The organism is Streptomyces sp. NPDC047841 (genome assembly GCF_040704085.1).
Lineage (GTDB): Bacteria > Actinomycetota > Actinomycetes > Streptomycetales > Streptomycetaceae > Streptomyces > Streptomyces argyrophylli.
In genome coordinates, this window is sequence record NZ_JBEYRP010000035.1 from 63,221 (window position 1) to 77,958 (window position 14,738).

At 73.7% G+C, this 14,738-nt stretch carries 5 protein-coding genes; all 5 read left to right on the forward strand.

Annotation, left to right across the window (positions count from 1 at the left end):
• Positions 1 to 201: 201 nt before the first annotated feature.
• Entirely contained in the window at positions 202 to 3,462 is a 3,261-nt protein-coding gene (locus AB0947_RS37480) for an amino acid adenylation domain-containing protein (protein WP_366754860.1), read from the forward strand.
• Between the two features lie 70 nt (positions 3,463 to 3,532).
• Positions 3,533 to 3,766: an MbtH family NRPS accessory protein gene (locus tag AB0947_RS37485; protein WP_366754861.1), complete on the forward strand. Its 234-nt coding sequence runs from the start codon at positions 3,533 to 3,535 to the stop codon at positions 3,764 to 3,766.
• 32 nt (positions 3,767 to 3,798) lie between these two features.
• Positions 3,799 to 4,821: a guanitoxin biosynthesis L-enduracididine beta-hydroxylase GntD gene (gene gntD, locus AB0947_RS37490; protein ID WP_366754862.1), complete on the forward strand. Its 1,023-nt coding sequence runs from the start codon at positions 3,799 to 3,801 to the stop codon at positions 4,819 to 4,821.
• Positions 4,822 to 4,925: 104 nt separating this feature from the next.
• Positions 4,926 to 5,672: an SDR family oxidoreductase gene (locus tag AB0947_RS37495; RefSeq protein WP_366754863.1), complete on the forward strand. Its 747-nt coding sequence runs from the start codon at positions 4,926 to 4,928 to the stop codon at positions 5,670 to 5,672.
• Positions 5,673 to 5,758: 86 nt separating this feature from the next.
• Positions 5,759 to 14,650: an amino acid adenylation domain-containing protein gene (locus tag AB0947_RS37500; protein ID WP_366754864.1), complete on the forward strand. Its 8,892-nt coding sequence runs from the start codon at positions 5,759 to 5,761 to the stop codon at positions 14,648 to 14,650.
• The last annotated feature ends 88 nt before the right edge of the window (positions 14,651 to 14,738 follow it).

The window sequence follows — 14,738 nt, forward strand, 5'->3', positions numbered from 1 at the left end:
GGGTCCACGGACCTGCCGTACGCGGCCGCACCGCCCGGTCGGGCCCGAACCACGCTAGGTTCGGCGTCTTTCACCGGACTGTCGCCGTTCTGTCGGGCCGCCATCGGCGCCGTGCGGGCCGCGGCAGCGGACCGATGTTCCGGCGAGAGAGCCGTGACAGAGCCCCGGGCCACGATGACGTGACCGATCGAAGGGGTGCTCATGCCTTCCAACGAGCTGATGTCCGCGGGTCCCGGCACGCCGGCGGACGGTACCGACCGGCTGCCGGCCCGCCTGCGGCTCACACCGGCACAGGAGCAGATGTGGCTCGCCGATCAGCTGAACCCGCAGCGCGGCGGCTACCTCATACCGCTGCACCTGCGCATCACCGGTGACCTCGACGCCGAGGCGCTGCGCGGCGCGCTCGGCGACATCGTGGCCCGGCACGCGCCGTTGCGCACCGGTGTCCGCGACGACGGGAACGGACCGGTCGGCGTGCTCCACGCGGCCGACGCCTTCACCCTGGTCGTCCGGGACCTCAGGGAGGCGGGGCAGGCCAGGGCGCCCGAGACGCGGGTCGAGGAGTTCCTGGCCGACGATGCCCGCGCCCCGCTGGACCTCACCGCCGGGCTGCCGGTCAGGGCGTCGCTGCTGCGGATCGCCGAGGAGGACCACGTCCTCTGCCTGACCGTCCACCACATGGCCTTCGACGGCGGCTCGCGCGACGTCCTCTACCGCGAGCTGCAGAGCGGGTACTCCGCGCGCGTCGGCGGCACCGACGCGGACCGGGCCGTGCCGCCCGGGGACGACCGGCCGGCCTCCGGCGGCTTCGCGCCCGACGAGGACGACACCGCGGCGGACCTGGCGTACTGGCGTGAGTCGCTCGCGGGCCTGACACCGTTCGAACTGCCCACGGACCGTGCTCGGCCGCCGCGCCGTGCCGGTGCCGGGGCGCAGTACCGGTTCACCGTGCCGCAGGGCGTCGCGGCGCGGCTGACGGCGCTGGCCCGCCGGCGCGGCGCCACGCCGCACATGGTGCTCGTGGCCGCCTGCCAGGCCCTGCTGTCCCGCTGGTCCGGACGCACGGACGTCACCGTGGGCTCCACCTACTCCACCCGTGACAGGCCCGGACTCGACGGCGTGATGGGCCCGTTCGTCACCATGCTCGTCCTGCGCGGCGACACCTCCGCGAACCCCTCCTTCGAGGAGCTGGTGGGACGGGTCCGGGAGGTCGCGCTCGACGCCTACGAGGCCCGCTCGGTGGCGTTCGGCGACCTAGTACGCGAACTCGGCGGGGACCGGGACCCCGCGCGCACACCGTTGTTCCAGATCCTGGTCGACTACGTGGTCAGGGAACGGTCCGCGCCCGAGCTGCCCGGGCTGACCGTCACCGAGCTCCCCGACCCCTGCGTCGGCTCGAAATACGACCTGAGCATCTCCTTCCAGCAGGTCCAGGGCAGCCTGGGCGTGGAGCTGACCTGGGACACCGCGCTCTACGAGGAGACGACCGTGCGCCGGCTCGCCGGGCACCTGAGCGCCTTGCTTGCGCAGGTCGCCCGGCAGCCGCGGACGCGGCTCGCGGACCTCGTGCTGATCGGCGAGGACGAACGCCGGCAGGCTCTCGCGCTGGGCACCGGGCCCACGGCCGCCCATCCCGAGGTGTGTCTGCACGAGCTCTTCGAGGCGCAGGCGGCCCGCACCCCGCGGACCGCCGCCGTGGCCGACGACGCGCGTGAGCTGTCCTACGCGGAACTCGACGCCGAGGCCGAGCGCCTCGCGGCCGTACTGGCCCGCCACGGCGTCGGCCCCGAGGTTCCGGTCGGCATCATGCTGAGCCGGTCCGTGGAACTCGTCGTCGCGGTGCTGGGCGTGCTCAAGGCGGGAGGCGCCTACCTGCCCATCGACCCCGCCGCGCCCGAGCACAGGATCGAGCACATCCTCGGCGAGGCGCGCCCCGTCGTCTGCATCACCGAGCCCGGACGGGCCGAGCGTGTCCGCAGCGCGGGTGCCGTGCCGCTCGCCTTCTCGCTCGGCGAGCCGTCCGAGCCGCCCGCCCCCTCCCGCCGGGAACGCGTACGGCCGGGCAACCTGTGCGCCCTCTACTACACGTCCGGTTCCACCGGCCGGCCCAAGGCGGTGGCCTGCACCCACCGGGGATGGGTCAACTACGTCCACTGGATGCAGCGGCAGCACGCCCTGCGACCGGGCGAGACGGTCCTGCACAAGTGCCCGGCGGGTTTCGACGTCATGGTCGCCGAGGTCCTGTGGCCCCTGTGCTTCGGCGGACGCGTCGCCGTCCTGGCCGAGGGACTCAACACCGACCCGCGCGCGGTGATCGACGCCGCCGTCCGGTTCGAGGCGGTGCAGATGCAGTTCGTCCCGACCGCGCTGGACCTCTTCCTCGACGAGCTGACCGACGACGACGTGGCGGGGCTGAGCAGGCTGCGCAGCATCGCCTCGGGCGGCGAGGCACTGCTGCCCGGCAGCGTCCGCCGTTTCCACGACCGCTTCGGCACCCGGGTCCGCCTCGACAACAACTGGGGCACCACGGAGACCTCGGTGGACTCCACCGTGTACAGCTGCACCGGCGACGACGCGGCCCGTCACCCCTCGGCCGTGTCCATCGGCCTGCCGGTGGACAACCACGAGGTCCTGGTCCTCGACGACCACGGTGACCCCGCGCCGCTGGGAACACCCGGCGAGATCCACGTCGGCGGACGGGGCCTCGCGCGGGGCTACCACGGCGACCCCGCGCGCACGGCCGAACGCTTCGTGCCGCATCCCTTCCGCACCGGGGACCGGCTCTACCGGACCGGCGACCAGGGCCGGGTGGGACCGGACGGCTCGATCGAGTTCCTGGGCCGGTCCGACCTCCAGGTGAAGATCCGCGGCGTCCGGCTGGAACTGGGAGAGGTCGAGGCAGCCCTGCGCGCCCACCCCGCGGTCCTCGACGCCGCGGCCGCCACCTGGACGGCCGAGGCCGGGGACACACGGCTGGTCGGCTATCTCGTCCTGGACGCCGCCGCCGGGGCGTCGACGGCCGAGGTGCGCTCCTTCCTGACGAGCCGTCTGATGGGCAGCGCGATGCCCAGCGTCCTCGTCGCACTCGACGCCCTGCCCCGGCTGTCCAACGGCAAGCTCGACCGCCACGCCCTGCCGGAGCCCGACCTGGACGCGGCCCGCGACCTGGAGTACGTGGCACCGCGCGGCGAGGCCGAGTCGGCCGTCGCCGAGATCTGGGCCGAGCTGCTCGGCACCTCCGCCCTGGGGGCGCACGACAACTTCTTCGCCGCGGGCGGACACTCGCTGCTCGCCACACGCGCGGTCAACCGGATGCGCGAGGCCTTCGGTGTGTCCCTGCCGCTGAGCCTGATCTTCGAGGCGCCCACGGTCGCGCTGGCCACGGCCGCCGTGGAGCAGGCCGTCAGCGACGAGATCAGCGCGATGAGCGACGAGGAAGTCCTGCGTCTGATGCACGAGTGACGCCCGCGCGACCTCCCGGGCGCCCGGACTCCCCCGGACACCGGACCCGCTCACCGAAAGGACAACCGCGATGCCGCAGACCCGTGCGAACCCCTACCTGGTCGTGGTCAACGACGAGGAGCAGTACTCCATCTGGCCGGCCGGCCGACGGATTCCCGACGGCTGGCGCGCCGAAGGCGACGCGCGCCCCAAGGAGGAGTGCCTCCGGCACATCGAGGAGGTGTGGACCGACATGAGGCCCAGGAGCCTCCGGGACGCCATGGACGCGGCCGAGGACGTTCCCCGCGACGCCCTCGGCCGGTAGCCCGAGAAACCCACTTCGAGATCAGGTGAGAAATGGCCAGCCTTGACACCCCTGCCGAGTACGCCCTGAGCGCCGGCGAGATCGCCGAGCTGGAGACGCTGCTGGAGGGTCTCCGCGACATCGACGTGGCACCCACCGCCACCCGCTTCTACGACACCCTGTGGACCGCGGCGGAGGAACTGCCGCGCGGCCTGCGGACGTTCCTCGTGGAGTTCCGGCGCACCGAGCCCGCCGCGAGCTGCCTGATCCACGGATTCCCCGTGGACGACGCCGAGATCGGCCCGACCCCGGCGAACTGGGAACTGGCAGGCGAGTCCAAGACCACCAGGGACCAGGAGATCCTCCTCGGACTGTGCGGCCTGGTCCTGGGAGAGCCGTTCACCTGGGCCACCCTGCAGGCCGGCAGCCTGGTGCAGAACATCCTGCCGATCCAGGGGGACGAACGGCGCCAGAGCGGCCACGGCAGCGAGACCCTCCTGGAGTTCCACACCGAGGACGGCTTCCACCCCCGGCGGTGCGACTACCTGATGCTGCTGGGCATGCGCAACCACGACCGGGTGCCGACGATCCTGTCCTCGGTGCGGGACATCCGGCTCGACGACCGGGACCGGGAGATCCTCAGCCAGCGCCGGTTCCACATCGTGCCCGACGACGAACACGTCCGGCAGCTGGCCGAGCGGGCCCCCGACCATCCGGCGCTGCGCGAGGCACAGCTCATGCTGGAGCGGCCGGAACCGGTGGCGATCCTCTTCGGGCACCGGCTGAACCCGTACCTGCGCATCGACCTGCCCTTCACCCGCTGCGCCGACGGCGACACCGAGGCCCGGCGGGCGGTGCGGAACCTGATGAGCGAACTCGAACGGGTCCAGCAGGACGTCCCGATCGGCCCCGGCAGCCTCCTGGTGGTCGACAACCACCTGGCCGTCCACGGCCGCCGGCCGTTCCAGGTCCGCTACGACGGCACCGACCGCTGGCTCAAGAAGCTGACCGTCAGCCGCAACCTGCGCCCCGGATACTCCGACCGCGACGCGGACGACCACCGCGTCCTGTTCTGAGCGGTATTGCCCACTCCGTTCCGCCGCGCTCCGGCCGGCGGAACGGCCGAACCCACCCGCGAGCGGGCCTGTAGGGCCGCAGCTGTCCACGAGCTGGAGGCATCATGCGCACAGTCATCATCTCAGGTGCGTCGAGCGGCATCGGCCAGGCCACGGCCGAGCGGTTCGCCCGCGCGGGCGACCACGTCGTCAACCTCGACGTACGCGAACCCACCGGCGCCTCACCCCGCTCCGAATGGCTCGAGGTGGACGTCAGCGACTGGACGGCCGTCGGGGAGGCCGTCACGGCGGTGCACACCGCCACCGGACGGCTCGACGTGGTCATCGCCAACGCGGGCATCAGCGTCCGGCACGGCGTCCTGGAGCTGACCGAGGCCGAGGCCCGGCGGACCACCGACGTCAACTTCCTCGGCGTACTGGCCCTCTGGCGCCACGCGGCCGCGTACATGGTCCGCCAGGGGCACGGCGTCCTGCTGGCCACGGCCTCGGTGAACGGCAGCCGCGGATACCCCTTCTACGCGGACTACAACGCCACCAAGGCCGCCGTCGCCTCCCTGTGCCAGACCTTCGCGATCGAGCTGAGCCCGTCGGTGCGCACGGCCTGTGTGACTCCTGGCGCGGTCCTGACCCCCATGCAACTGGCCGAGTACAGCGACGAGATGCTCGCCGAGGTCAACGCCCGGATACCGGCGGGCCGGCACGCGGCTCCCGAGGAGATCGCGGAGGCGTTCTTCTTCCTCGCGTCCGACGGGGCGCGCTTCGTCACCGGCCAGGAACTCGTGGTCGACGGCGGAGAGATCGCGGGAGCCACCACGGCCGTTCTCGGCACCGGCGGACGCCGGCAGACCTGATCCAGCCCCCTCGGCCGGGCCCGGCAGCCCACCCGGCGGACGGACGGCGGCACCACCTCGTTGCGACGATCACAGGAGGCAAGACAGTGGGCACCAGCGGCAAGGACACCGGATCGCGCCAGGCGGACGCCGTCCGGGAGGCGCTCCTGCGGAAACGGCTGCGGGGCCGGGGCGGCGGGACGGGCGGCGGCCGGCCGGGCATCCCGAGGAGAAAGGACACGGGGCCGGCACCGTTGACCCCCGCCCAGCACGCCATGTGGGTGATGGACCAGCTCCTCACCGACAACTCGGTGTACGGGCTCGACCACGTGGTCCGGCTGCGCGGCACCGTCGACCGAGCCGCCCTGGGCCACGCCGTCGCGGATCTCGCCGACCGCCACGAGGCACTGCGGGTCACCTTCACCGACGAGCCGCGGCAGTGCGTCCAGCCCGTCTGGCAGGACCGGCTGGCCGTCCACGACCTGAGCGTCCTGCCCGCCGCCGAACGGCAGGCGGCGGCCCAGGCCCTGGTGGCGGCGGAGCGCGACCGCCCGTTCGACCTGCGCACCGGCCCCCTGTTCCGGGCCCTGCTGATCGTCGTCGACGAGACCGAGAGCCTCCTGATGCTCAACATGCACCACCTGGTCGGCGACGGATGGACCGTGGGGCTGATCGCCACCGACCTCAGCGCGCTCTACCGCGCCCGGCTGGAGGGGACGCCCGCGCCCGAGCCGCCGGCGCTGCGCTACAGCGACTACGCGCAGTGGCAGGCGGACCGCATGGAGGCCGGACTGGCCGCGGGACAACTCGACTACTGGCGGGCCGCGCTGCGCGACGTGCCCGCCGTGCTGGAACTGCCGACGGACCACGAGCGGCCGCGCCGGCTCTCCCACCGCGGACACAGCGCCCGCCGCAGACTCACCCCCGAGCTGAGCCAGGCGGTCCGCCGGCTGGCACGGCAGCACGGCACGACGCTCTTCACCCAGTTGCTCACCGGCCTCGAACTCCTGCTGGGCCGGTGGTCCGGGCAGCAGCGCTTCGCCGTCGGGGCCGCGGTCTCCGGCCGCGGGACGGCCGCGGTCGAGTCGCTGGTCGGACTCTTCGTCAACACCGTCGCCATTCCCGTCGACCTCGGCGCCGCCACGTCCTTCACCGAGCTGACCGCGCAGGTGAACGCCGCCGTCCTCGGCGCGCTCGACCACCAGGACGTGTCCTTCGAAGAGGTGGTGGCGGCCCTCGGCCATCCCCGCGAACCGGCCCGCAACCCCGTCTACCAGGTCCTCTTCCAGTGCACGGAGGCAGGAGCCGACGCCTGGGACCTGCCGGGGCTGGAAGCCGAGCACCTGCCGGGTGACACCGCCTCGCCCAAGGTCGACCTGCTGCTGTCGGCGGTGACAGGCCCCGAGACCATCGACCTGGAACTGGTCAGCGAGGCCAGCCTCTTCGACGCGGACACCGGCGAGCGGCTCCTCGGCCACCTGGTCACCGTGCTGGAGCAGGTCACCGGGAACCCCTCCGCCCCCCTCGCGGGCATCGGTCTGCTCTCGCCCGCCGAGACGGCCGTCATGACCCGCGACTGGAACGACACCCGCCGCCCCTACCCGGCCGGCCTCACGCTGCCCGACCTGTTCGACCAGGTCTGCCGGCGCACCCCGGACGCGGTGGCACTCGTCGCCGGCCGGGCCACGATGACGTACGCGGAGCTGGACCGGGCCGCCAACCGCCTCGCCCACCTGCTGCGGGCCCACGGGGCGACGGCGGACACCCCGGTCGCGGTGGCGGTACCGCGTTCCCTGGAACTCGTCGTGACCCTGCTCGCGGTGCTCAAGGCGGGCGCGGCCTACCTCGTCCTCGACGCGGCGAACCCCCTCGAACGCAACGAGGCGCTGCTCGCGGACAGCCGGGCCGGGCTGCTCGTCGTCGCCTCCGCCGCCCCGGACGGCACCGCCACGACACCCACGGGCCACGGCGTGCGCACCCTCGACCTGGACGCTGCCGAGGTGGCCGCCGAACTGCGCCGGCAGCCGTCCGCGCCGCCGCCCTGCGCGGCCGGGCCGCTCTCGCTGGCGTACATCAGCTACACGTCGGGCTCCACCGGCGCCCCCAAGGGCGTCATGGTCTCCCACCGGTCCGTCGTCCGCCTGGTGCACGAGCCGGTCTACGCCCGGATCGGTCCGGACGACACCCTCCTCCAGCTCGCGCCGGTGGCCTTCGACGCCTCCACGATGGAGCTGTGGGGAGCCCTGCTGAACGGCGCCCGACTGGTCGTCGCGCCGCCGGGACAGCTCGGCGTCGCCGACATCGGCGCGCTGCTGCGCGAGCACCGGGTCACCGTGTCCTGGCTCACCACCGGGCTGTTCCACCAGATGGTCGAGTACGACGCCGACGCCTTCGCCGGCGTGCGCTACGTCCTGACGGGCGGTGACGTGCTGTCGCCCGAGGCCATGCGCGCACCGCTGCTCAGGCACCCGGGGCTGACCGCGGTGGCGTGCTACGGGCCGACGGAGAACACCACGTTCACCACCTGCCAGCCGCTGACGGACCCGGAGCAGGTCGGCACCAGGGTCACGCTCGGCCGCCCGATCCAGCAGACGACCGTCTACGTGCTGGACGAGGACCTGCGCCCGGTCCCCGTCGGCACCCCCGGCCAGCTCTACACCGGCGGCGACGGCGTCGCCCGCGGATACCTCGGCCGGCCGGACCTCACCGCGGAGCGCTTCGTCCCCGATCCCTTCAGCGACGTACCCGGAGCCCGGATGTACGCCTCGGGCGACCTCGTGCGCTACCGGCCCGACGGCACCCTCGACTTCATCCGCCGCATCGACAACCAGGTCAAGGTACGCGGCTTCCGGATCGAACTCGCCGAGATCGAGGCCCGGCTCCTCACCCACCCGAAGGTCTCCCAGGCCGCGGTCGCCGCCGTGGAGGACGCTCCGGGGCACAAGAGACTGGTCGCCTACACCGTGGCCGCCGAGTCCGGCCGGCCCGACGTGCAGGAACTGCGTGACCACGTGGGCCAGGCCCTGCCCGCCTACATGGTGCCCCAGGTGTTCGTGCCGCTGCAGGAGCTGCCGCTGAAGGCCAACGGCAAGGTCGACCGCGGTCTGCTGCCCGTCCCCGCCCCCGCCGACCCGGCCGGGGCGGACACCCGCGTGGCACCGCGCAACCGGACCGAGCGCGTGCTGGCGGACGTCTGGGCCCGCGTGCTGCGGGTCGGGGCCGTCGGGGTCCACGACAACTTCTTCGAACTCGGCGGCGACTCGATCATGGCGATCCGCACCGTCGCCGAGGCGGCCAAGGCCGGTCTGCGCACCACGCCGCGGGACCTGTTCGAGCACCAGACCGTCGCCCAGCTCGCCGCGGCCGTCGACGACGCCGGGGAGAGCACCGGCACCGCGATCCAGGCCGAGCAGGGAACCGTCAGCGGCGACGTCGAACTGACCCCGGTGCACCACTGGTTCACCGCCCTCGACTGGCCCCACCACCACCACAACCAGGCCGTACGGCTTGCCTGGTCGCCGAGCCCCGATCCGGCGCTGCTGGCCGCCGCCCTGGACGCGGTGACCGCCCATCACGACGCGCTGCGCCTGCGACTGGTCCGCGACGGAAGCGGCTGGAGCGAGCACATCGCGGAACGCGAGGAGGGCGGACCGCTGCGTGTGGTGGACCTCGCGGGCGTGCCGGCTCGGGACCGGGACCGCGTCGTCGAGGAGGAGGCCGACCGGGCGCACGCCGCGATGGACCTCACACACGGCCCGATCGTTCGGGCTGTGCTGTTCCGGACGGGCGGGGACGGCCCGGACCAGCTGTTCTGGGCGGTCCACCACATAGCGGTGGACACCGTCTCCTGGGGTGTGCTGCTGGAGGACCTCGCCCTCGCCTACGAACGGCTGGCGGCCGGCGCCGAAGCGGCGCTCCCCGCGAAGACCACCTCCTACCGCGCCTGGGCCGAGCGCCTCAAGGACCACGCCCGCGGCAGCGGGTTCTCCGCCGAGGCCGCCTTCTGGACGGCGCACGCACGCGACGCCGAGCCCCTGCCGGTCGACCTCTCCGGCGGCGACAACACCGAGGAGGCGTCCGCCCGACTGCTCGCGGTGCTGCCCCGGGCCGCCACGACGGCGCTCCTGCAGCAGGTGCCGGCCGCCTACCGCACCCGCGTCAACGACGTCCTGCTGACCGCGCTGGCCCAGACCCTGTGCGGCTGGACCGGCGCCCGGACGGCCTCGGTCCATCTGGAGGGCCACGGCCGCGAGCCGCTCTTCGACGACATCGACCTGTCCCGCACCGTGGGCTGGTTCACCAGCATCCACCCGGTCCATCTCGGTCTGCCGGGCGAGGACGATCCGGCAGCGGCCCTGAAGACGGTCAAGGAACAGCTCCGGCTCATCCCGCACAGCGGCATCGGCTACGGGCTCGCCCGCTACCTGCGGCCGGACACCTCCGCCGTGCTGAGCCGCTACGCCGAGCCGCAGGTGAGCTTCAACTACCACGGCCGTGTGGACACCCAGGAACAGCACACGGGGACAGGACCGCGACTGCGCCGGCTGAGCCCGGTCGGAGCCGAGGCCGGCGCCGGTGGCGTCCGCCCGCACCTGATCGACGTGACCGCCGCCGTCATGGACGGCGAGCTGCGCGTCTGGTGGACCTACGGCACGGGCGCGCACCACCGGGCGACCGTGCAACGGCTCGCCGACGACTTCGTCCGGCGGCTGGAGATCCTCATCGACCACTGCACCTCCGGTGCCGGCGGGGCCACCCCCTCGGACTTCCCGCTCGCCGGCCTCGGACAGCAGGCGCTGGACGCGCTGCTCAGCGGATGCGACGCCCGCCGGATCGAGGACGTCTACCCCCTGTCGCCGCTGCAGTCCGGACTCCTGTTCCACACCCTGCACCACCCCGGCCGGGGCGACTACGTCACCCAGCTCACCTGGCGCATCACCGGCCGACTGGACACCGACGCCTTCCTGGCCGCCTGGCAGCACGTGACCGACCGGCACGCCGCCCTGCGGACGACCTTCGCGTGGGACGGCGTCCCCGAGCCCCTGCAGATCGTCCATCGCCACGCGCCGATGACGGTGGTGCGGGAGGACTGGGCGGACGCCGGACACGACACCGACCAGCGGTTCGCGGACCTGCTCGCCGCGGCACGCGTCGAGCCCTTCGACCTGGAACGGGTGCCCGCGCACCGCCTCTACCTGATCCGCACCGGCCGGGACAGCCACCTGCTCGCCTGGCAGAACCACCACGTCCTGCTCGACGGCTGGAGCGTCTCGCTCGTCCTCGACGAGGTGTACGTGTGCTACGAGGCCCTGCGGCGCGGGGAACCGGTACCGGCACTCGCCGAGCCGACACCGTTCCGGCGCCACATCGCATGGCTGCGGGAGCAGGACCCGGCGGCGGCGCGCGCCTACTGGCAGCGGGCCATGGAGGGGCTGAGCGGCCCGACCGCCCTGCCCGTGGTGGCGGCGACCACGTCGGAGCCCGGGGGAGCGGTGACGACCCGGCCGCTGACGCCGCCCGCACAGGTCACCGAGGCGCTGCAGGCCCTCGCCCGGGACAACCGCATCACCCTCAACACCATCCTCCAAGCGGCGTGGGGTCTGCTGCTGGCCCGGTACAGCGGCCAGCCCGACGTGCTGTTCGGCAGCACCCTCACCGACCGGATGTCGGGCGTCGCGGGTGTGGACCGCATGGTGGGCCTGCTCATCCACACACTGCCCACCCGCGTCCAGGTGGCGGAGGACCAGCCGGTCACGGCATGGCTGCGGCAGGTGCACACCCAGCTCACCGAGGCCCAGCGGTACGGCTACAGCTCGCTGTCGGAGATCCAGCGGCACACCCCGGTCCCCGGCGGCCGGCGGCTGTTCGACAGCATCCTCGTCTTCACCGACGCGGGCGCGGTCGAAGACCGGCGACCGCCCACCGGACTCGACATCGCCGCCACGGGAGGCAGCGAACAGCCGGGGTACCCGCTGATGATGCGGGCCGATCTGGGCGACCGACTCGTGCTGACCCTCAACTACGCGCCGGACCAGGTGGATTCCGGCGCCGCCGAGCGGATGCTCGGACACTTCGCCCAGGTCCTTGAGCAGATGGCCTCGGCGGCGGACGGCACCACCCTGGGCGAGCTGTCCGTACTGTCGCGGGAGGAACTGCGGCAGCTCGCGACCGGCGGTGACCCGGGCGGGGCTCCCGAGCCCGGCCCGACGGTCGTCGACCTGTTCGCGGCCCGGGTGCGGGAGACCCCGCAGGCCGTCGCCGTGACCTTCGAGGACTCCACGACGAGCTACGCGCAACTCGACGCCGACGCGGACCGGCTGGCCCGCCGGCTGCGCCGCGCGGGGGTCGTCCCGGGCAGCCTGGTGGCCGTCCACCTGCCGCGCTCCCTGGACACGGTGGTGGCCCTGCTGGCGGTGCTCAAGACCGGCGCCGCCTATCTGCCGCTGGACCCCGCATACCCGGACGAACGGCGCGCGTACGTCCTGGCGGACTCCGGCGCGGCACTGCTGCTCACGCACAGCACGCTGCCGCCCGTTCCCGGCTGCGCGGTTCCCTCCCTCGACGTGGACCTGCCCTGGGAGCCGCCGTACGGCCCGCGGAAGCCGACGGACGACCTGCCGCCCCGCCCCCGGAGCCAGGACCTCGCCTACGTCATCTACACCTCGGGCTCGACGGGCAGGCCCAAGGGAGTGGGGGTCGAGCACCGCTCCCTCGCGCACCTGCTGGGCGCCATGCGCGACCTGCTGGGCAGCCGCCGCACCGACACCTGGCTGAGCCTGACGTCGATCTCGTTCGACATCGCCGCGCTGGAGATCTTCCTGCCCCTGATCACCGGCGCCCGCATGGTGGTCGCCCCTCCGGCCGCGGCGGCGGACCCGGACACCCTCGTGGCGCTCCTCCGCGCCGAGCGGGTCAGCCATGTGCAGGCGACACCCTCGGGCTGGCGCGTGCTGCTGGTCGGCGGCTTCGACGACCCGTCGGCCGTGGCCCTGTGCGGCGGCGAACCGCTGCCGACGACGCTGGCGGCGGCCCTCGGCTCGCGGTGCCGGCAGTTGTGGAACGTCTACGGACCGACCGAGACCACCGTGTGGTCGACCGCCGAGCGGGTCGTCACGAGCGACGGCACCGTGCGCATCGGCCGTCCGCTGCCCGGCGAGCGGGTCCATCTGCTCGACGCCGAGCTGCGCCCCGTCCCCGTCGGGGTGCCCGGGGAGCTGTTCATCGGCGGCCGCGGCGTCGCCCGCGGCTACCTGGGCCGCGCCGCCCTGACCGCGGAGCGCTTCGTGCCCGACCCGTACGGGGCGCCCGGGGAGCGCCTCTACCGCACGGGAGACCGGGCACGGCTGCTGCCCGACGGCCGGCTGGACTTCCTCGGCCGGATGGACAGCCAGGTGAAGGTGCGGGGCCACCGCATCGAACTGGGAGAGATCGAGGCCGCCCTCGCCGCGCACCCCGCGGTGGAACAGGGCGTGGTCGTGGCGTCGCGGGACGCGCGGGGGGAGGTCCGCCTGGTGGCGTACGTCGTGCCGCGCGAGGGCCGGCAGGCCGGGGCCGCGGAACTGCGTCCGCTCCTGGCCCGCACACTCCCGGCGCCCATGATGCCCCACGCCTTCGTCACGCTCGCCGGCCTGCCGCTCACCCCGAACGGAAAGGTCGACCGCAACCGCCTGCCCGCCGTCGAGGGCGGTTCCCTCACGGACGAGCGGGAGTTCCTCGCGCCCCGCACCCCCCAGGAGCGCGTCCTGGCGGCGATCTGGGCCGAGGTGCTGGAGGTCCGACGGGTCGGTGTGCGGGACGACTTCTTCGAGCTGGGCGGCGACTCCATCCGGTCCCTGCTGGTGATGACCCGGGCCAGGGCCGCCGGACTCGCGGTGACGGTCCGGCAGATCATCGAGCAGCGCACCATCGAGGCGATCGCCGCGGACTCCGTGCCGGGTGCGGGCACGTGCCGGACCGTCGGGGAGTTCCTGGACCGGCTGCGGCCCGAGGACGGAGAACTGCTGCGGGCGCTGGCCGCCCACCGTGTCCCCGGGGCCGGCGCGGCCCTGATCGCCGACGGAGAGGTACGCACCACCTGGTCCTGGGGCGACAAACGGCGCGGTGAGTCCGCTCCGGTCACCACGGACACGCTCTTCCAGGCCGGCTCGCTCGCCAAGCACGTCACCGCCTTGCTGGCCGTTCTGCTGGCACAGGACGGCGTGCTGGACCTGGACCGGGACGTCAACGACCACCTGGACACCTGGCGGGTGGCGGGCGCCCCGGGGCACGCCGCCCCCTCGCTGCGGGCCCTGCTCAGCCACACCGCCGGCCTCGAGGTGAAGCCCGGCCGCGACTTCCCCGCCGACCTGCCCGTGCCCGGACTCGCGGAACTCATGGGAGGCCGCCCCGGACAGCCGCCCGTCTTCCGGGCCGACCCCGGGGGCGTGGGGCGCTACCGGTACTCGAACGCCGGTTACGCCGTCGTGCAGCAGGCGCTGGAGGACGCCGCGGGGCAGCCGTTCGCGGAGCTGGCCCGCACCCGGTTGTTCGCACCGCTGGGACTGCGGAACACGGTCTTCTCCGCGCGGGTGCCGGCCGGTGGCCGGGAGATCGCCGCGGGCCACGACCACCAGGGACGTCCCCACCGCGGCGGCTGGCGGGTCACCCCGGAGCTGGCGGGCTCGGGCCTGTGGACCACCCCGTCGGACCTGGCGGCACTCGAGCTGGAGATCTGGCGAGCGGGCGCGGGAAGGAACCCGCTCCTGCTCGGCCCCGACCTGGCCAAGGCCCTGACCGACCCCGTCGCGGAGGGCGTGTACGGGCTGGGCACCATGCTCCGGGACAGCTCGGGACGCAGGTGGTTCGGGCACATCGGTGAACCGACCGGAGCGCGCTGCTTCTCCTTCGTCGACACCGAGAGCGGCTCCGGATTCGTCCTGACGGCCAACGCGGACTCCGCCACCGCCGCGGTCCGGGAGTTCCTGGGGCACCTCGGGTTCGCCGAGGAGCTGGCCGTGTGACCGGCCGGACACCGATCGGCGGCCGCTGAGCGCCGGCCGTCGCGCCCCAGGCCGAGTCGACGGCCAGTTCGATGCCGAGCGCCATGCA

What these genes read in the sequence shown, in the direction of transcription:
- AB0947_RS37480 (WP_366754860.1), top strand. Translation starts at nt 202, where the DNA reads ATGCCTTCCAACGAGCTGATGTCCGCGGGTCCCGGCACGCCGGCGGAC.
- AB0947_RS37485 (WP_366754861.1), top strand. Translation starts at nt 3,533, where the DNA reads ATGCCGCAGACCCGTGCGAACCCCTACCTGGTCGTGGTCAACGACGAG.
- gntD (WP_366754862.1), top strand. Translation starts at nt 3,799, where the DNA reads ATGGCCAGCCTTGACACCCCTGCCGAGTACGCCCTGAGCGCCGGCGAG.
- AB0947_RS37495 (WP_366754863.1), top strand. Translation starts at nt 4,926, where the DNA reads ATGCGCACAGTCATCATCTCAGGTGCGTCGAGCGGCATCGGCCAGGCC.